The following is a 19,295-nucleotide window of genomic DNA, read 5'->3' on the forward strand; positions in this document are numbered from 1 at the left end:
AATAGCGTAGCCCATAGGGATTCTTAATGGCATTAACGACATTTTGTAACCTCAATTCAGATTTGAATTCGCATCAGGTCTTGATCAATATATACTGCTTATCTTTCAATTCAAACTCATCGCCAAGCTGAAAGGTCTTTAAATCAATGATTTTGTGCAATTGCTCATTTTTTCTTTGCTTTTCCTCACCGTCCCAGCGAGTGTATAATTCAAATTCTTCGTGGTCCGAACCGTATTCTTTTATTAGATCAAATAGTTCGCGAATACATTTTACATGCGCTTTGTATTGTTCAGGGAAATTTTCTTTCAGGTTGGGATGTAAAGAAAAACCTCCCCAATTCGCTGCAATTTGATACACAAAAGGATTTTTGAAATGCCCCCGTATTTCTTCACTCCATGCCCCTAAATCTTGAATATAAATTCCCGCAGCATCTTCCATCGAATCATACACTTCAATTTCATCTTCTTGGATATGAGAAAGATCGACGATTTGTTCAAGAGGAATGGATCCCTCGGGCAAATGGGCAGACCGGAATTGAATTGCTTTTGTTAATTTACCGCTACTCTTATCGGCGGAGGACTTTCTTCCTCCTCTTTCCCCTAAAGGAAATTCTTTACTCGATCCGATATAATGATACAAACTCATACCAACAGCCTCATTTCGGCGCAACATGTTTATAATGCAAAATTCTGGTCAGCTATTTCCTGGCCGCCGCCGCTCTTTTTACGCTTTCTTTTGTCCAAGGAGGAGCTTGGGGATGATTCATGATTTCCTCGTAGGTCATCCAGTGTACGGCTTCAACCTCATCGGGGCTTTTGCGATGCGCTGTGCCGCTATCATATTCGCACAGGAAGACCGCATTGATCACGTTGGAACCATCCTCTGTCACAAAGGAAGAACTGTATACAAAAGTAACCGCATCTTTTATTTCGATGCCGATCTCTTCGTAAAGCTCCCGTTTTACCGTCCGTTCCAGAATGTCGAGCGTATTTCCTTCGATGTCTACTTTCCCGCCTACAAGAGATAGAGTACCGCCGGCATGTTCTTCCTTCATACTTCGCGTAATGAGAAGCCATTGATTATCATCCCTGCAGACCGCACCCTCTACGTTTACAATAAACATGGCGTCACGTCCTCCCCAAAGATTGTATAGTGCTAATTTAGCATGATTTTCCTGACAAGGGAACGTGGTCACCAGAATGATGTAATTCTCCCATAGACTGAGATACGGGGCGTTTTGGAGGTCCCAATGGAAGAGCGCTGTTTCTGGTGAGTCATGAATCTGCAATATCATACTATACGCTAATGAAATGTAAGATGTATCATTCATGGGAACACGCCTAAGGAGGTTTCTCATGAATATTACATCTTTTCTTATATATTGTATTATTGTAACATTCACACCCGGGCCTACGAATATTGCGATACTGTCTATGTCGCATCATGTTAAGATGAAAGAGGCTTTTCGATACATTTGGGGAGTGACTGCCGTCTTCGGTGTGTTGCTTACGGCTTCAGTGATGTTAAACAGTGCGCTGATAGAGGCCATGCCAAAGATTTTGCTTTTTATGCAGGTCGTAGGCAGCTTTTATATGCTCTATCTTGCGTATCAAGTGTACAAAATGGATATAGCAGGGGATTCCGCCAAACAAGCGGCTACTTTTATGAACGGATTCCTCATGCAGTTTGTAAATCCTAAGGTCTGGCTGTTTACCATGACGGTCATTCCGAGCTATGTTATGCCTTATTATAAATCGCCGTTTGTCTTGTCGATATTCGTGCTGATTATTACCATTGTTGCCTTTTTAGCATTAGCCACGTGGGCCATTTTCGGTATGGTTTTCAAGAGCTTTTTGCAGAAGCATCTAAAGGTGACCAACATCGTACTAGCGCTATTATTGGTTTATTCGGCAATCGAGGTATCGGGTATCGTGGAGCTCGTGAAGAGGTGAGTGGATATGGACAAATTTGTATATAAAAAAACAGCAGGAGTTACGGCATTATCCGCAAGCTTTAGCGATTTTGAATATAAAAAGCACAGCCATGAAGAATATGCTCTGGGAGTCACCTTGCGCGGGGTTCAGCAGTATAACCTGGATGGGAGCTTCCAGTCCTCCTATCGCAACGGGGTGATGCTTTTTAACCCGGAACAGGTTCATGACGGAAGGGCGCAGGATAAGACGGGTATTGATTATGTCATCGTTTATATCCATCCCAAGCTTTTTTTGGAGATGCTGGAAAAAAAGGATGTCATGTTGTTCTCTTCTCCCATTGTTTATAATCGCAGGCTTCAGCAAGGCATCTTAAATCTGGTTCATGCGATATTCAGCAATAAAGCCGAATCGCTGTGCAGCGAGCTGCTTCTGGCTCTTGCGGACAACTTTTCCCAAACGGAAATGAACTACGTGTTCAAAAAAAACAATGTGCTTATGAAAAAAGCGAAGGAAATGATCTACTTCAGTCTGGATCATGTGCTAAAGCTTGATGACATATGCAGAGAGTTGGATATGTCCAAATTTCAGTTCATCCGGGCATTTAAGGCGGATACAGGCATTTCCCCGTATCAATTTTTCTTAAACTGCAAAGTCGAGCATGCCAAGCGGCTCATCGAAAAAAACAAGGATATTTACGCCGCGGTAACGGAATGCGGATTTGTTGATTTATCTCATATGAACAGGCACTTTAAAAGCATGTATGGCATAACGGCATTCGAGTACATGTCAGGCATAAGCTGATCGTTCATGCGATGGAATACAAAAAAAGAACCTCCTCATTTCAACCAGGAAGTTCTTTATATAAACAATTTAGTTTACTTTGGAAAATAAGGACATGATACGGCTTGCGGCTTCTTTATACCCGCCGGCGTTACGTAAGGAATCCCCGATCTGCTGAGCATGTTCTTTGTAAGCAGATTCGTTCAACACTTGCAACAAAGCGGACTTCAAAGCTGCAGGCGTAAGCTGGCTTCGATCTAGAATAATACCGGCTCCTAGCTCCTCTACCCGTTTCGCAACAATAGGCTGGTCCGAGCTTAATGGAATCATGACAAGCGGCACGTCGTAATATAAACCTTCACTTGTACTGTTCATCCCGGCATGGGTAATAAAAGCATCGGCTTGTTGGAGCACTTCCAACTGGGGAACATACGGCTCAACGATGAAATTAGAAGGAATACGGTCGCTTAGCGAGTCCATATTCGTGTCTTTCCCGCAAGATAACACAAACTGAGCCTGGACATCTCGAAAGGCTTCAAAGCAAAGCTTGTAAAACTCCATATCTTTGGTCAAAATGCTGCCCATGGAAATGTATACGACTTGGTCATATTGCGATCGAAGCTGTTCAGGGGGAAATGAAGGAACGTCAAGTCGTGGTGTAATCGAAGGTCCGGTAAATATATAGCTATCGTCAAGCTTATCGGCATCGGGTTGAAAATCCCGGCTTGTAAATACAACCTTTAACTGACCATACTGGCGGGTAATATCTTCAATGGCAGGTACAGCTACGTTATATTCCTTAGCGATGCTTTGCGCCGTCATTGTTAATCTTTCATAAAGAGCTTCCACATCGAAATCATCGGCATCAAACACTTCTACAATCTTGCTTAGCGGTTCAGCGAAAGCCAGATTTGTCACGGAGCAGATCGTCGGGATGCCCAGCTTTTCCCCTAAAATAGCCCCTCCCCAACCGAACAAGGAATCAAAAATCAAGTAGTCAAAAGAATCGTGTTCGATCTGCCTCAAGATTTCCGGAATGTGAGGTTCAATAATGCCTCGCAGCATAAAATCAGTGAACTGAAGCGGGTGTTTAAGTTCGGTCGGATTAAAGCCAAGCTCTCGGAATACTTGTTCATCCAGTTGATAGGCCCGGAATTGCGCCCCGGTCTGGGCAAGCCTGGCCCGATATTCTTCCGAGCACATGTAGACGACTTCTTCACCGTTGTCGACTAACTGCTTGACCAATCCTAAGGTAGGATTAACGTGACCTTCTGCTGGAATCGTTACATACAGTACGCGTGCCACTTATTACACCTCCAATATAATACTAAATATGGAATACTCCACCATTCGATTATAGACGAGGGAGAACGCAGGTTCAAGCGACGTTGAAATTCTGTCAATTTTTCCTTCGGAGTAGAGGTAACGTCTTGGTTAACAAGTGGCTGCGGAGCCGTTCGCATATCGAAGCGGCCCATGCCGGGGAGTAGGGCGCGGCTTTCTGTTGTAGCTTCCGAAGCGCGAAAGTTGGCGAAGAGCATACAAGAAGCCGCGCAGGGGATTCAAGCTACCGTTGAGGGGATTTCCAGGCATGTTGATCGAGTGCGATAGAACGAAAGCCTCGCAAAAAACCATTGTCGATAGTCAACGTCAAATTCAGCAAGCCGTAGAAGAATTCGCAGGGTATTATCCACTTCCATTAACGGTATTCTTTACCTTGATATATGACGAATCCTACAGGCTTGTGGGTGAAATGAATAACAGGAGATTGATCCCTGTTGTCTTCTGTGGGATATGCATGATTATGATCGATGTATTCGCCTTGCAATTCAATCTCTTGCCCCTCCGTAATGCCCTTTATCGGCTCTGCTAATCCCATATTATCTCCATAGCGGACAGCGACAAAAGTATCCAAGTTCTTATCAACCAGAGAAGCAGCGGCCCCTTTAATGCTAATGAGCTCATTAATTTTTACATCAAAATGCTGGTGCATCGCTCCTCTTCGTTCCCGATCAGGATATACTTTTACAATGGTAGCCTTAACATGTACAACTGGAGCATGAAGGGACAACGGATGGAGTTGATGACCATACGAGTCATTGGTGATCGTATGGCCGAAATGAGGGTGCTTCAACAGGTTATGGTGATGGCGATTGAGCAGATATTGACTTGACATATTTTAATGCCTCCCTATAAATAGTTATGCAGGTATTTTAACCAAAATTTAACTTAATAATGCGTCTTAGCTGTAAAAACTAGATGTGTATGCGCACTCCCATTGTATGTCCTGGTTACTTGTATGTTAATATTAGTGTGACCGTAATAGACAGGAGAGTAACGTAGAATGAATGAGCAGCAGTTAAAAGAATATCTCGTTAAGTTGGCGCAGGAATACGGTTCTAAATGGAACGAATACGAGGACAGTATTCGAGAACAAAGCGAGGCTGAAACGGCGGCTATGCCTGAGTTTGCCGATGCGGAAGAACAGTTTGCATGGTTCAAAGAGAACAAGCCGACGGATTGGCACGAAGAATTGAGTAAATGGGTGGGGCCCCTTTTTGATCGTTACTGTACGGATAAAAAAAGGGTGTACGGTGGGAAAAATGTACGCAGCTTCGGGTTTCCCGCCAAGTTTAACGGTATTGGCAGCCCTGTCGAAACGAGTGTCGATTTAAAGAACAAAAACCGAGCCGAGGTTTATTTTAAAACGGAAACTGCCTTTCAGGATGAATATTTGTTCGTATTGCTGCGCAAGGCCGGTCAGTGGAAGATTGACAGCTACAAAGGGCGCAGATTCGGCGATGAGAAGTGGGATAACAGAATTCTTTGACGGCCGTCATAAAGAGGGGGGGGATTTTATGATATTAGTGAGTTCTTGTTTAGCAGGATTGGAAGTAAGGTATAACGGTACTCATTGTTTAAATGAAAAGATAAATAAACTAGTAGAGGAAAATAAGGCGGTAACGATCTGTCCTGAATTGCTTGGTGGCTTATCAACTCCGAGAGAACCCGCCGAAATAGTAGGTGGAGATGGAGATGACGTACTGGATGGAAATGCTAAAGTTATTGGGAAGTCTGGCAAAGATGTCACGGAGTTTTATATTAAGGGAGCGTATGCTGCTTTAGAGAAAGCTAAAGAAATAAATGCAACAATCGTCGTTCTCAAAGAGAACAGTCCCTCTTGCGGTAGTTCTATGATTTACAATGGTCAATTTGTTGGCCAGAAAGTGGTTGGTAACGGAGTAACTTCAGCTTTACTTAAACGAAACGGATTACAAGTAATTTCAGAGGAACAATTTATTAGGGATATTTAACAACTTCCGATAAAAAGGGAACCCAATGTATTCGATTCTGGGCTTCCCTTTTTTTGTATAAAAATCAACCCCGCACTCCACATGACTCGAGCCGTCAAGAGGGATGGCATCGCGGCTGCTGCTCATTCCTCGAAAATTTGCTGTTCCCATATATCCAAAAGTGTGTGAGAATTTACATTAAATAGAATATGATAGTGTCCGATATATATTAAGATAAGGAATGGGTTATAGAAAGCTAGGAGTAGTTATCCAAAAGGGAGATATGCAGTATGAGTATATTGTTGAGGATAGAACGGGAATCCGGTGGCCAGTCGATTGAGCTTGGTGATGGACAAATTACTGGCTATAGCTATATTAACACAAGCCCGGCAGATTTTTTTGCCAAAGCCTATAACGCGGACCACTCGATTCAGATCCGGGGTGAGATTCCACTTCGACTGCTTCCCCCTGTGGAACAAGATGCGGACAACTCCAATACGCTGTATGCCTGGGCTCTTACCGAGTATAGGCCGGACAATGATTATTATCGAACAGTTACCGTACAAATCGTGAGACACGAGAAGACGATTCGAGAGGTCAAATTTACACACGCATATGTTCACGTATATCAAGAACAGGTTAATGGCTTGAAAGGGATATTAGAGTTTGAGCTTGTCGTAAGACAGAGACGGGATCAATTCGATTGTATTCAGTTTGGTTCAATAGAAAAGAAGCAGCTTAGTTTTACAAAAGAAAAAGGAAAACCTGTAACAATCTTGTCTAGGGCACCGAAGCCTAGTGATTTTGCAATTAGAAGAGACCTAAACCAAATCGCTTGGTATGAAAAGATAATAGCCGATGGGAGCTTGGGAGACCAGCAATGGGCACAAAGTATGCTGGATTCAGGAGCGTATTTTATAGACATTAATTACTATGTGCCAGGGGTGTATCTTACTTTTAAAGACCTGGAAGCCAGAGGGATAAACATAGGGCTAGTTAGAGATATAAATGCACCGGGAATCAATACACTGTTAAATCCGGAGCAAAGCTCCGGTGCTAAGGCTGCTGCGAAGAAAACCTATGTTACTGCCAAGCAACTTGAGGAACTTGGATGGCACAATGTTAATGATGATATGGTAAATGGCCTGAATAATACTTTAGAAAAATATGATATAACTAGTACTGAGAGGATAAGACATTTTATAGCACAGTGCATGCAAGAATCCGGGTTGGGGGAGTATACCAGAGAATTAGCTCCTAAAAATAGCGATCCTGAGGAACATTTCAATAAAAAATATGACGGCCGCACAGAGCTCGGAAATAAAAATAAAGGAGACGGGGCCAAATTCAGAGGTTCCGGATATATACAAATCACGGGCAGGGATGTATACCAAAAATTCGCAGATTTTATGGACGATCCCAAAATCGTGGACGAAGGTTTTTCTTATGTTGAAAAAAAATACCCTTGGGAAGCTGCCGGATACTTTTGGGGGAAATATAAAAACTTAAACCCTCTTGTAGATAAAGGGGCTTCGGTGTTGGAAATTTCAAAAAAAGTAAATGGTTTCAACAAAACTACAGGATTACCGAACCATCATGAAGAAAGAGAAAAGTATTATAAGCTCTGTAAGGAAGTTATTAAATAGCCGGGAATAACTATCGTTACATTAAGAACAAAACAAACGCATAATTCACACAAAAAGGAGGAATTCATAAGTTGAAGAAAAACAATTTGCCGACCTTGTTTATACTTTTTGCTTTATTCTTAACAGCATGCAGTATTAGCGATACCGCTAACATTAATGCCAAGAACATGTTATCGATGAAAGATACGCAACAAATGGGGGATTTAGTCGAAAAAAACGACAAAGCGTATGAAATCACTAAAGCAAGCTTTGCAGATAAAGGCATCCGGATCGAATATCCTCAAATAATAAATATGAAGGATAGTAATAAGCAAAAAGCCATAAATGAAATCATAGCAGATGGTGCCTACGGTTTTTTGAAAAACTATTCACTGGAAACCGAAGAGTTTAGCATGGAAATCCAGTATGAAATCAAATGGAAAACCGACCACTTTCTCAGTATCCAATATTCTGGGATAAGCTACGATAAAGGTACGGCTCACCCCACTAATAATTTTTATACAACAAATATCGATATTAATAAAGAAAAAAAACTAAAGCTAGCGGATCTTGTCACTATTGACGAAGGATTTGTTAAGAAATTCATAGGTGGAAAGTTTAAGGAAACAATGCCCGAGCACAACTATATACATAATATCTTTACAACTAAGGAATGGCTAACAATGCTTAATAAAGCCGATTCGAACGAAACAGAAATATGTAGTTACTTCACAGAGAATGCACTGGGTATTAGCGTTGGCGTTTCTCATGCCGTAGGTGATCATGCGGAATTTGAAATAAAATATGAAGATATACTAGAAAATATAAAGAGCGACAATGAATTATGGAAATTATTCCCGAAAAAGTGAGTAACGATTCAAGCAAGAAAGCCTGGGAGAAATGAGGAGGTCCCATTATGCAATGGAACCAAGATGGCTCTTGTTAATCGATTCTCTGAGGAATTAGATTTAACTTATAGGCATCTTAATGATCTCAGGGTACTAATCGATAAAACAAGATTCGACAGATAAGAAAAGGACTCTTTCATGGGAAGTGAGCGCTGTGACAACAAGATGTTCTTATTGAGTGCTTTGATAAATTATACGATAGTGAGTATAGATTCATTGATTCGTTAGATGAAATTAAGGTTGTTGAAAAGTAAGTTTATAGGGAAATACATACATCTTTAGCCCATATAAATTTTGTGGAGAAACGCTGACTAGGGAGCAGAAGAACCGTATCTTTAACTACGCTGCATTCCTGATGACATTTGCAAACAATGAATCGAGCAAATAACGGTTTTATAAGTAGGAGGTATTTTTATGAAAAGAGATATGGAATTAGTAATAAGAATTTTGAAAGTTATAGAGGAATATTATACATCGCGTTCGATATCATTAAGTTTGGAAGATGAAGGTTATGGGGATATGATTGTTCAATATCATTTAAGGATCATGGCGGAAGCTGGTTTAATTGTTATTGATGACGTTCCGACATTGGCTAGTGGACAATATTATATTAATGGTATGACATGGTTAGGACATGATTTTTTAGATTCTGCTAGAAATGAAAAGGTTCTAATAGCCGCAAAAGAAAAAGCCGAATCCAGGGGGGTTGATTTTAAGAGTTTACCTATCGATGTTATCAAAGAACTTCTTACTGAAGGCATAAAGAATTTATTGGAATGTAATGAAATAAAACGATGAATTCATAGGGAGAAATATGAGAGTAGTTCTAAAGCAAATCTCAGTAAGAGCATATGAAATTGTGGAATGTCCGGAGTTTATTAAAATAGAACTTTTCAGTGGAGTTATTCAATTGGGAAATCCTAACGTCGAACCAGAATTTATTCATCCAGCTTGGTTAAGTAAGATTACTGAATTATGTGAAGAAAATAATGTTGAACTAATATTTCAATAAAATATCGTATATGTTTTCAATGGGAGGTTATTATTCATGAGCGAATGTCCCAAATGTAAATCCCGTGAATTTTCTAAAGGAATTCAAATTGGCTTAAAGAGCATTTTTAACGCCATAAGCAGCATTTTTGTTATGGGATAGCAGATGAAATGTAACTTTTAAAGGGCGGATATTTCTTTGATTTCTTATCCATAAATTTTTTTGAAGACCATTCCAGCAACAAACATATACAAATCAATTCCAAGCAAAATCACAAGGCCCACGAGAAAATTTAACGTAATATCGGAGTGAAAAAGAAATCCAAGCACAGGAAATACACTCAATACAACGATATGTGAAAGTATTATATTCCGTTTCGATCCCCAACTAATTTCATTCTTTACATCAGCTTAGAGAGTCCCGACCAAAAGTGCTACAAATGAATATAGTGCAAAAAAGTTCCAATCCCCTTTTCCGTTATCCAAAAATGAGAATGCAAAATACCAAAAAGGGCCAAGTATGGTTAGCTTAAGAAAAAACAGAAGGATTCTCTGCTTAGCAATTTGCATCTTCTCACCTCACGCAATAAAACAATGATAATTACATTCAAGATAATAATACCAACAATGTACAAAATAGTATATTAAAAATAGAAAGAAGATGAAAAAGAACCTCCTCTTCAGGAAGGTTCCTCTGCGATCGTCAGGGGGAATTCGAGCCCTTGATCGTGAATAAAGACGTGCTGGGGCATCTAGATCGGGGAGAATGAGTCCTCGAAGTTCTGGCTGAGTGTCTTAAACGACCTCAAAAACCGCGGCGTACAAGAGGGTCTCATCACCTAATCTGTCAGTAAGTATATGATAGCATGAAAAAACCTCCCGATTGGAGGTGAATGAGTTATTTATTTTCATAACGTACTAAGCCGTAGTTCATAAAAATACTGCACAATTGGATGCTTTAACTTCATCTTCTCGGTCATGTTTAAAATTCGCTTTTTTCCAACTCGTCTGTCCACCAAAGCAAGAATATTCAATAAGATATCATTGCTCTCTAAGCTTTCCTCTATAGAAATAGATAAAAACTTAGTAGCTACAACGACAAAATTTGATTTACTTAATGATGTTTGTGCTGACAAAAGCTCCTTTGCATATTCTGATATTTTTCTACTTCTTGCAATTACTTTTAGACGATCCTCCGGAACGATCCCTTTGGTATCTTTTCTGACCGCTTCAATTTCTTCATTGTTGATAGGAATTTGGATATCTGAATCATTCTTAATTTCCAGCTCCGTCTGATACCATCTGATTAAGGTAGTTACATCATTCATATTGAATACGTTCTTTTTATCTACCGCAATATAACAAAGTCCTGCTTTATCAGGTAAATAACGGTAGCCGGTTGCACGGTATTCGACCCTTCCATATAACGCAGGACAGAGAAAACTCTCCAGATGTTGCTTCAATTTGCTCCAGGCCATGTAATCCTCCTATGTTCTATGTTCTATAAATACCTATTGAGGTAGTCGTTCTATTATCTACAGTAGTAGTAACGACTCCCAAGAATTTAATGTGGTATATGAATATAGAAAATCTCAATTATATTCCTGCATCATCTCTCGAAATTATTGTTAGCAGTCTTACTGAAACGAATATTTATCAGGCTATTGAAAATTTTTCACAGGGAGATGCGTTTTGGTTAAAACTATATTATCTTACTAGTGTTTCAAAAACGATTTAATGATGAGTTAGAAAAATATTAGGTTCTTAACCCAGGAGCAATTATTTGGTAAGGAATGTACTGGTGGATGAAATAATGGGAATTTCAACATTTTTATTATTTAAACGTGGAGAAATTATTACAGTAAACGACCTATTATCGAACATAAAAAAATGTGTGTAAGGGAAAATCTTTTCTCTGGTAGTGACGAAGAAAAATTCAACGACGAAGGAACACTAAAATATTCCCGAGTGTATATTAGTGGCTTATTTGGAAAAAATGTTTCCATTCACAAATGCAACTTTGTTCTTGGTTATAATGAAAGATTCATTTCATTTTGAAATATCATGAGAAATTTTTATTAAAACAATCATCAGATTCACATTTAATTTTGTACCATTGATAACCATATTCAGTTATGTTTGATTGAATCAATAATCTGCTGCTACAGCGAATACAAGTATATTCTGTTTGACTACCTCTTTTATGCTCTGCCAGATACGCTTCTGCGTGTTCTACCTCATTCATTATAAGTTTAAGAGCATAATCACTTATGTCAAAAGGTTTCTTGTCGCCTCTTCTTGAATCAATTGAACGAGAAAAAGCCCCAAATCCGCCAACAAGTTCATGGTGATGTGTGCTAATCTGTCCACCGCCTCTTTCAAACATTTTGATCATCGGTTCATATATGTCTGGAAATTGCAATGCAATCAAGTTGCCGCTATCAAGCAGAGAACACCATCTTAAATAGTGGATGCTAAATAATTTCATAAGCATAATATCGATTTCTTTAAAATTTGGAAATTTTACCGGAAAGTTATCCCATTCATTTTCATCCATTTTATAACCAATCAGCATGTCCATTCCCACATAAATACTTGTGGCTTCGATTGATAAAAACTGTAAAAAAACTCCGACTCTGCGATAATATTCAGCGATTAATATAGAATCTGCTTCATATTCTCCTCTAGATCTTACCTCTTCATATCTTTTTTTTAAAATTCCAACGTATAGATTGGGGTCGATACTCTTAATTCTCTCAGCAGCCTCTTTGTAATAACTCATAAAGCATCCCCCGATTTAGTGTTCATGTCCAAATGAAAGACTCGTTTTATTCCTTTTTGCCTTTAATCATTATCATAAACAATTTGTGTTCGGTAATTTTGCCGTGCAAAATGCTGATATAATTTTAGTTTTGAGTAGTTTCTTTTATAAGGAATTTCATAGTCATCTAGTATTCGATAAATAACTTCTTTATTAACGTATGAAGTGTTTACGTAATCAAATAGTTCTTCGGATGTACAGCTCTCGAATGTTTCAATATGTTGCTTCCAATACAAATACTCTTTTTGTTGCGCTTCTTCCTCAATCATAAAAATATCCCCCTTAATCACCTTACAATCTCCAAGGTGCTGTAAAGTTGATGTAATCTTGGAACTATAACATCATGAAAATGATTGACTTCTCTAGTGCTTATATAAAGCACCATACCGTCACACTCGTCCCCATGTTCTTCAGTATAATCTAAAAAGTAAGTAAATTCCTCAAACTTGCTATTCAGATTGATTATGACACACTTGAACCACCAATTAGCTGCAATTTGACCTTATGAAAGTATTATTTCATCTGTATTCACTCAGGAACATCAATGTACTCCGACACTCTAGATTGAAGAATTTCAATAAGATCTTCATCCATATACTGATAATCATCAGGAATATCTAAACAGATTATTTTCTTATTCAAGAGTTCATCGTTAAATTTATCCCTCAACCTGCGCACATGCTTCTTCTCCATTACAAAGATAATATCTGCCCAACCAACATGACCGCTTGTAACTTTAATTCGTGCACTATCTTCTGTTCCAGCAGATCTAACGATATAACCGTTGATTCCATAAAATATCTTTTCTGCTGTCAAACTACGCCACTTGTTTCTGCTACAAACAAAAAGTAACTTAATCTTCTTCACCATCCATACTTCTTATGAAATATTTGATTTATCGGCTAGCAATATAAGCAAAATCAATTGTCGAGATGACTTCTAATTTACTCACTATCTACCCAATTAAACTCTATACTTTCGCAATTTAATCTCTGTCTTACCCATGCCTCAACTTCTCTTTTCGAGTAAAGGTTAATTGAAGAGGTATATACTACCTCTGACTTTTCCCTAATCTCAACTTCGAATAGAAATTCATCATATGATGGGGAATAAATACGATTTACAGTAATGGTATAAGGAATGCTATTTACAATAACCCGAGAAGTCCATTCATCCATTCTAGCACCTCATATCACATTGAAATTGTTGTTTTATTGTCTCTCTAAACTCTTAACGAACTTTATCATCAATACACCATCTTGCAGCTCAGCAGAATAACAATTTTCGTTTAAATTTTCAGTTGAAAATTGATATTCGAGAATTGCATCTGCCATTTCTTGAGTGAGTCTCCCTTTAAAATACGGTATATTCAACTTAGCTCCAACTTGAAAATCTTCATCACAACAATTAATATCAATGTGTTCTATTATCGTTTTAACTGAATCGCTTAAATCAGCCCATTTTAAATTACATTTATTATTCACTACTTTCATCTCCCTTAAAATTATCTTTTTAATGTAATTGAATTAGATAAACAATAAAACTATTCCCTAAGTCGCGCACCTGAAAAAAAACTAACTATTATTTGTTAAACCCATTTGCCAGTTTGTTTCTCTGTTATTGTTTTACTAATCTTAATCTCATTATAGGATATTTTCTCTTTCCGCATAGTCTTAATAATTCCATCGCGTGAAGCTTCAAATGAACCTGCACCAGTTCCTCTTAAAATTCTCTCTTCACCTTTTACTGTAGCATGAAATCCGCAGTTTACAATTTGAAATCACTCCTTTTTAATATGAAATTAACCTTTCACTCGAATTCCTGAATACTTCTTAGCCGTAAAACCTAGATGAGTAACGCACAGTTTAGAATTAATGTTCGTATTAGTCATGCAAAAAAAGAACCTCCTTTTCAGGAAGTTCTCCATATAAAAAATTCAGTTAAGTAACTTCAATCCTCCCGATATATCCTTACCACGCACTCCACATGTCTCGACCTATCAAGAGGGATGGTGTCGCGGCTGCTAATCATTCCTCAAAAATTTGCTATTCCCATATATCCAAAAGTGTGTGAGAATTTACATTAAATAGAATATGATAGTGTCCGATATATATTAAGATAAGGAATAAGGAATCGGTTATAGAAAGCCAGAAGTAGTTAGCCAAAAGGGAGATTTGCCGTATGAGTATATTATTGAGGGTAGAACAAGAATCCGGTGGTCAGCCGCTTGAACTTGGCGATGGACAAATTACTGGCTATAGCTATATCAATACAAGCCCGTCAGATTTTTTTGCCAAAGCGTATAATGCGGTGCACTCGATTCAGATCCGGGGTGAGATCCCACTTCGACTACTTCCTCCTATGGAAAAAGATGCGGACAACTCCAATACGCTGTATGCCTGGGCCCTTACCGAGTATAGGCCGGACAATGATTTTTATCGATGCGTTACCGTCCAAATCGTGAGGCACGAAAAGACGATTCGAGAGGTCAAATTTACACACGCATACGTTCACGTTTATCAAGAACAGGTTAATGGCTTGAAAGGAGTATTAGAGTTTGAACTTGTTGTAAGACAGAGACGGGATCAATTGGATAGTATTCAGTTTGGTTCGGTTGAATCTATAAAACAAAACTTTACAAACAACAAAGAAAAACGTGTTACGGTCTTATCTAGTCCGACGAAGATCGAGTTTGCAAAAGCGCAAGGACAAATGATATATGCGTATGCGGAAGAGATAGAAGGTGATAGCTTAAGTACCTTAAGTGAAAGTGAGGCTATTGTGCTTAGCGGAAGTCATCGAAGTATAAATGCAGCCCGGCAGTTTATTGAACCCGCAATTAAACAAATTCGTGACATTGCAACGTATACTAATGAAAAAGATATTGTTTGGATTATCACAGATTCTGGATACAGCGATACTGATAAGAATCTTATGAGAGATGCTGTAAATCAAATTCGTATTGTTAAAAATGTTACGGTAACTATGCTATTTGCAACTAGTAAACAACAGATCATAGACCACTTTAACTATGGTAGAAATAGAAGTGTGGTTAAAATATCTATGCTTCGTGTATTTTCTCATGGTGTGAAAGGAGAGTTATCACTAGGTTTAGGTACAGATGAAAGTTTGAGTATTGGGATATCGGATATTTCATATTTTAATTCAAGCTCTTTTTCGTCTACTTTTAATACAACATTTTACTCGTGTAATACTGGAACTGAAATTAGTGAAGGAAGGAGTTTTGCCCAAAGTTGGGTTAATCAAACTGGTGGTTCTGCTCTTGCAGCGACAGATGGTAAAACAACTTATGAATTCATAAACAAGGATAGAGGAACGCTATGGGATTTAAAGGATAGTATGAATATTAGAATAGGCATCAATATAGATAATACGGGGTGCAAGTACTATCCTGTACTTGACCCTGAGACTCCTGACGTATATTGGAAAACTTTCAACAAATAATAATTTCGGGGGACTAATGAAAAAGCTAAAATTGATTCTGGTATTCATTGCTGTAATTTTGATAGCATTTATTTTCATTCAAGAATTACCAGTAAAACATGCAATATCGGCTGAGTTTGATTACATTCCTAAAGGCGAACTTCCTTTAGGTGAAATTGAAATTATTTGTGAGCATTCAGACGTATCGGGAGCGGATTGGAAAATACTTGGATACAATAATCATTTGTTCCCTTCCACTAACGGCTATATGTATGTTGAAGGTATAAACCCATTGAATGAGTTGAGCGAGTTCATAACTATTTATGATAATGGTGTAGCAGGATATAAAAAAAATAGATTTATCATTAAGGGAGTGTTAGAGAAACGAGAAGGTCCTCGTTATAACGAACAAGATGGAAATTTGGTTCTTATTTCAAAGGGATGGGAAATCCTTTCCCCGATTAGCAGAAGAGATTTTTTCAGGCCTTATGCTTCAAAATCATATCTGTCAAAATGGGATTATAAATCATCGAAGTAGCTTTAGAATTAAACCCTAGCTACTTCCGAGCAATCCCTTTTCCAATAAGGAGCAAGAAGAATGAGTGGCAAAATAGTTATTTCGGTTTTTCTATTTTTGATGATGGCATGGGGGCTTTTTATTATTTTCAGATCTGAAGTTAATCTGAAATATAACTTTGGGGAATATCTTCAAGAGTGTTTCTCATAATAATCATGATTAGTTTCTATGTGTATGCTATCAGTACAATAATATAGCTCTGACCTCGAAATATTGATGACCAAAGTCAGCCTTGTCTTCGGAAAGCAGGTCTCGTTTGGAAACCATAATTTTTCTAATCATCTTTTTGGGCGCTTCTTTTTCTTATGGGCTTGTTGCTGTACTAAATCCAACGTGGGCATGGAAGCATGGATTTCGTACTAGCAAGGTACGTGAACCCAATCAGGCAGATTTGCTTATGACCAAAGTTATGGGAGTATTTTTAATAATAGTAATGATCGTTATACTGGTCGTCGTCATTATGAATTTAAATTTTATAGATTTGCAATTTTAAGAAGTGCTCGCTTCGTCTTTAAGCTTTGCTGATCCTTTTGGGCAACATACCACTAAAAAAAGACTTGATGCAAATTAAGGAAGGCTGTTAGAAATGGCTGACAAAATTGTCCTTACGTTCTTCACAATGCCTATCATAGCTTGGGGAGTGTTGAGTTTACTAAAGCCGGAACTTGCATTAAAGTATACCTTAGGTATGTTGCACAAACACGTAAAACCCAATCTATACTTTATTTTTAACACTAAATTTTCAGGGATACTTTTCATTATAGGAGCTGTATTTATTCTATTCCTTATCTGGACAGCTAGAATGGGAGCTTGAAAGCGCGGCGGATAAAAAACAAAAGGTAGCATTATCGTCATCGCTAGATGAATTGAAGGAGCCATTAAAGTAGTATGGGGACACCAGCAGTTATATTAACGAAAAAGGAAGGATACTCCCCTGAAAAATTATTAGCAGATTCAATAGTTGCAACTTTTCATGCGGGTGTTACTCTTTATTTCCATAATAATCAACAATATGATGAAAAAGGACATTTTTCTTACACAACACTAAATATTAATGAAAGACCCTTTAATGATAGCAGCAATAGTTCGTTTCTTTTTTATATTCATTCTAAAAAAAGTCCCAGCAGCAATAGTTCGTTTCTTTTTTATATTCATTCTAAAAAAAGTCCCAGCATAGATTTTTATTATCATGAAGATTTAGGACTAGACACTGAGTTGGAATTAAGCCAAGTAGGACATATTGAAGATATCTATGGAGTACAGAAGCTCATTTTCATTTTTATTTATGAATATTTAAGAGTAAACCCTAATGATCTTTTCTGGATCACCGATTATGGTTGGATATATACTTGGGAGGATATGCAAAAATTAAAATCATTACCTTATGACCCTGACTGGTGTTATAAAGACCCGAAATTATTACCTAAGTGACCACATGATTGCTCAATATAGCAGGGAAGATACAGCCAGACCTAAAGTAATATAATTATTCAGGAACTTAACAGTAAAAGTGTTAAAATTATAAATTCACCAGAAGAGTTAGAAGGCGTATTGAAATAATGGGAATATCAACATTTTTATTATTTAAACATGGAGAAAGTATTGCAGTAAACGGACCTACTATCGAACATTAAAAATCTCTGTGTAAGGGAAAATCATTTCTTTGATAGTGACGAAGAAAAATTCAACGACGAAGGAACACTAAAATATTCCCGAATGTATATTAGTGATATTCCATTCAGAGAAAATTATTCAAGACAACTTTGTTTTAGCCTATATGATGAGCCCTATGAATATCAGATAGTTAGTTTTAAGTGGGATAATACTCATAGTAAATATTTCAAAGCAATGGCTTCTGATGACTTTTGTGATAATGAAGATTTATTATTGCGAGTTGCATATGGAATTCTTAATATATATCCAACTGCAAAAATATGGATAGAAGAAGATTGGTTTTATACTTTAGAGGATTTGAAAAAAATTGTGAACACTTCATACAATAATAACTGGTGTTATGAAAATCCAAGTAACTTATGACATAACACCACCACCGTCAAAATAGTGGGTGAGGAAGGAAAAAGCCAAGGAGTTTCATAAAATTCATGAGTACTACACATGCTTCTACTGATTCGGCATAATGTCAGTCATATAATACGTTGTGCTGACCTTGCTCGGAATAGATAGACACATAGAAAACCTCTATAATAAATAATGGAGGGATTTCGCATGAGGCAAGGTAGAAAATACGACAAGGCATTTAAAGAACATAATCTTCCGGTGGCCGATAACATCATAAATCAAAACTTTGAAACGAGTAAGCCTAATGAGAAATGGCTCTCCGATATTACCTACATACCGACGGGTGAAGGCTGGTTATACCTTGCCGGTGTCATGGATCTCTATGGCCGCAGACTCGTGGGTTGGGCAATGGATAGTCGCATGAAGACGGAATTAGTCTCCTCTGCACTCCAGCAGGCCATCGGCCGAACAGGCGCAACAGAAGGGCTGATCGTGCATTCAGATCGAGGCGTTCAATATGCCAGTAAGGAATACCAGAAACTTTTAAAGAAACACGGATTCCTCTGCAGCATGAGTCGCAAAGGCAATTGTTACGATAATTCGCCATTGGAATCATTTTGGGGTAAGCTCAAAATGGAATGGCTCAACGATCGCTCTTTTAAGACTCGAGCTGAGGCTAAGAAGGCGGTATTCGAGTATATCGAGTTGTTTTACAATCGACGGAGAACTCATTCTTCCAACGGTTATGTACCGCCATTTAGGCTAGCTTAGGCTATCTAAACTATTAGGCTAACAGGTGTAACTGAGGCTTTCTATTTGTCTACTTTTTCAGGGTAAGATCAAATTGAAAGAAACCGTTGATGACTACACAAAGAACCCCTATATCTTAGGGGCGACTAAAAA

At 38.1% G+C, this 19,295-nt stretch carries 22 protein-coding genes and 1 pseudogene; 14 read left to right on the top strand and 9 right to left on the bottom strand.

Going from position 1 to position 19,295, the window contains the following annotated elements:
• Positions 1-73: 73 nt before the first annotated feature.
• Both KQX66_RS33135 and KQX66_RS33140 read right to left on the bottom strand, forming a co-directional pair.
• Positions 74-646 (bottom strand): hypothetical protein, encoded by a 573-nt coding sequence (locus tag KQX66_RS33135; RefSeq protein ID WP_216797811.1) that lies wholly within the window; start codon positions 644-646, stop codon positions 74-76.
• Between the two features lie 52 nt (positions 647-698).
• A complete protein-coding gene (locus tag KQX66_RS33140; protein ID WP_216797856.1) occupies positions 699-1,124 on the bottom strand; it encodes an NUDIX hydrolase in 426 nt (141 codons plus the stop codon).
• A gap of 232 nt (positions 1,125-1,356) precedes the next feature.
• On the opposite strand from KQX66_RS33140, the gene KQX66_RS33145 reads away from it, so the two are divergent.
• Both KQX66_RS33145 and KQX66_RS33150 read left to right on the top strand, forming a co-directional pair.
• Positions 1,357-1,953, top strand: coding sequence for a LysE family translocator (locus KQX66_RS33145; protein ID WP_216797812.1), 597 nt, complete (start codon positions 1,357-1,359; stop codon positions 1,951-1,953).
• 6 nt (positions 1,954-1,959) lie between these two features.
• On the top strand, positions 1,960-2,736 hold the full coding sequence (locus KQX66_RS33150; protein WP_216797813.1) for an AraC family transcriptional regulator: 777 nt from the start codon (positions 1,960-1,962) through the stop codon (positions 2,734-2,736).
• A 69-nt stretch (positions 2,737-2,805) separates the two neighbouring features.
• Here KQX66_RS33150 and KQX66_RS33155 read toward each other — a convergent pair whose 3' ends face one another.
• Together KQX66_RS33155 and KQX66_RS33160 are read right to left on the bottom strand one after the other, a co-directional pair.
• Positions 2,806-4,020 (bottom strand): macrolide family glycosyltransferase, encoded by a 1,215-nt coding sequence (locus KQX66_RS33155; RefSeq protein WP_216797816.1) that lies wholly within the window; start codon positions 4,018-4,020, stop codon positions 2,806-2,808.
• A gap of 394 nt (positions 4,021-4,414) precedes the next feature.
• On the bottom strand, positions 4,415-4,891 hold the full coding sequence (locus tag KQX66_RS33160) for a hypothetical protein (RefSeq protein WP_216797820.1): 477 nt from the start codon (positions 4,889-4,891) through the stop codon (positions 4,415-4,417).
• A gap of 168 nt (positions 4,892-5,059) precedes the next feature.
• Between KQX66_RS33160 and KQX66_RS33165 the strand changes: the two genes are divergently transcribed.
• The 6 genes and pseudogenes from KQX66_RS33165 to KQX66_RS33190 form a co-directional block, all read left to right on the top strand.
• The gene (locus tag KQX66_RS33165) at positions 5,060-5,545 is read left to right on the top strand and encodes an NTF2 fold immunity protein (RefSeq protein WP_216797821.1); all 486 of its coding nucleotides are present in this window, start codon (positions 5,060-5,062) and stop codon (positions 5,543-5,545) included.
• 28 nt (positions 5,546-5,573) lie between these two features.
• Positions 5,574-6,029: a 2-thiouracil desulfurase family protein gene (locus KQX66_RS33170; protein WP_216797822.1), complete on the top strand. Its 456-nt coding sequence runs from the start codon at positions 5,574-5,576 to the stop codon at positions 6,027-6,029.
• 269 nt (positions 6,030-6,298) lie between these two features.
• The gene (locus KQX66_RS33175; RefSeq protein ID WP_216797823.1) at positions 6,299-7,654 is read left to right on the top strand and encodes a glycoside hydrolase family 19 protein; all 1,356 of its coding nucleotides are present in this window, start codon (positions 6,299-6,301) and stop codon (positions 7,652-7,654) included.
• Positions 7,655-7,725: 71 nt separating this feature from the next.
• Positions 7,726-8,502, top strand: a complete 777-nt coding sequence (locus KQX66_RS33180; RefSeq protein ID WP_216797825.1) for a PdaC/SigV domain-containing protein — start codon at positions 7,726-7,728, stop codon at positions 8,500-8,502.
• A 453-nt stretch (positions 8,503-8,955) separates the two neighbouring features.
• Positions 8,956-9,339 carry a DUF2513 domain-containing protein gene (locus tag KQX66_RS33185; protein ID WP_216797826.1) on the top strand — a complete coding sequence of 128 codons (384 nt, stop codon included), beginning with the start codon at positions 8,956-8,958 and terminating at the stop codon, positions 9,337-9,339.
• A 948-nt stretch (positions 9,340-10,287) separates the two neighbouring features.
• Positions 10,288-10,368, top strand: a pseudogene (locus tag KQX66_RS33190) (transposase); the annotation flags it as partial.
• A 71-nt stretch (positions 10,369-10,439) separates the two neighbouring features.
• Here KQX66_RS33190 and KQX66_RS33195 read toward each other — a convergent pair.
• From KQX66_RS33195 to KQX66_RS33215, 5 genes are all read right to left on the bottom strand, one after another.
• Entirely contained in the window at positions 10,440-11,009 is a 570-nt protein-coding gene (locus tag KQX66_RS33195) for an SF0329 family protein (protein ID WP_216797828.1), read from the bottom strand.
• Between the two features lie 584 nt (positions 11,010-11,593).
• On the bottom strand, positions 11,594-12,313 hold the full coding sequence (locus KQX66_RS33200; RefSeq protein ID WP_216797829.1) for a hypothetical protein: 720 nt from the start codon (positions 12,311-12,313) through the stop codon (positions 11,594-11,596).
• Positions 12,314-12,375: 62 nt separating this feature from the next.
• On the bottom strand, positions 12,376-12,621 hold the full coding sequence (locus tag KQX66_RS33205) for a hypothetical protein (protein WP_216797831.1): 246 nt from the start codon (positions 12,619-12,621) through the stop codon (positions 12,376-12,378).
• Positions 12,622-12,880: 259 nt separating this feature from the next.
• Positions 12,881-13,222: a low molecular weight protein tyrosine phosphatase family protein gene (locus KQX66_RS33210; protein WP_253957599.1), complete on the bottom strand. Its 342-nt coding sequence runs from the start codon at positions 13,220-13,222 to the stop codon at positions 12,881-12,883.
• A 341-nt stretch (positions 13,223-13,563) separates the two neighbouring features.
• Entirely contained in the window at positions 13,564-13,836 is a 273-nt protein-coding gene (locus KQX66_RS33215) for a hypothetical protein (RefSeq protein WP_216797833.1), read from the bottom strand.
• 697 nt (positions 13,837-14,533) lie between these two features.
• On the opposite strand from KQX66_RS33215, the gene KQX66_RS33220 reads away from it, so the two are divergent.
• The 6 genes from KQX66_RS33220 to KQX66_RS33245 all read left to right on the top strand — a co-directional run bounded on the left by KQX66_RS33220 (position 14,534) and on the right by KQX66_RS33245 (position 19,163).
• Positions 14,534-15,817, top strand: a complete 1,284-nt coding sequence (locus KQX66_RS33220; protein ID WP_216797834.1) for a hypothetical protein — start codon at positions 14,534-14,536, stop codon at positions 15,815-15,817.
• Positions 15,818-15,833: 16 nt separating this feature from the next.
• On the top strand, positions 15,834-16,334 hold the full coding sequence (locus KQX66_RS33225; RefSeq protein WP_216797836.1) for a hypothetical protein: 501 nt from the start codon (positions 15,834-15,836) through the stop codon (positions 16,332-16,334).
• A 295-nt stretch (positions 16,335-16,629) separates the two neighbouring features.
• Positions 16,630-16,866 (top strand): DUF6199 family natural product biosynthesis protein, encoded by a 237-nt coding sequence (locus tag KQX66_RS33230; RefSeq protein WP_216797837.1) that lies wholly within the window; start codon positions 16,630-16,632, stop codon positions 16,864-16,866.
• A gap of 395 nt (positions 16,867-17,261) precedes the next feature.
• Positions 17,262-17,804 carry a hypothetical protein gene (locus KQX66_RS33235; RefSeq protein WP_216797838.1) on the top strand — a complete coding sequence of 181 codons (543 nt, stop codon included), beginning with the start codon at positions 17,262-17,264 and terminating at the stop codon, positions 17,802-17,804.
• Between the two features lie 285 nt (positions 17,805-18,089).
• Positions 18,090-18,410 carry a hypothetical protein gene (locus tag KQX66_RS33240; protein ID WP_216797839.1) on the top strand — a complete coding sequence of 107 codons (321 nt, stop codon included), beginning with the start codon at positions 18,090-18,092 and terminating at the stop codon, positions 18,408-18,410.
• A 174-nt stretch (positions 18,411-18,584) separates the two neighbouring features.
• Positions 18,585-19,163, top strand: coding sequence for an IS3 family transposase (locus KQX66_RS33245; protein ID WP_284439875.1), 579 nt, complete (start codon positions 18,585-18,587; stop codon positions 19,161-19,163).
• The last annotated feature ends 132 nt before the right edge of the window (positions 19,164-19,295 follow it).

The organism is Paenibacillus oleatilyticus, from assembly GCF_018998565.1.
Classification (GTDB): domain Bacteria; phylum Bacillota; class Bacilli; order Paenibacillales; family NBRC-103111; genus Paenibacillus_G; species Paenibacillus_G oleatilyticus.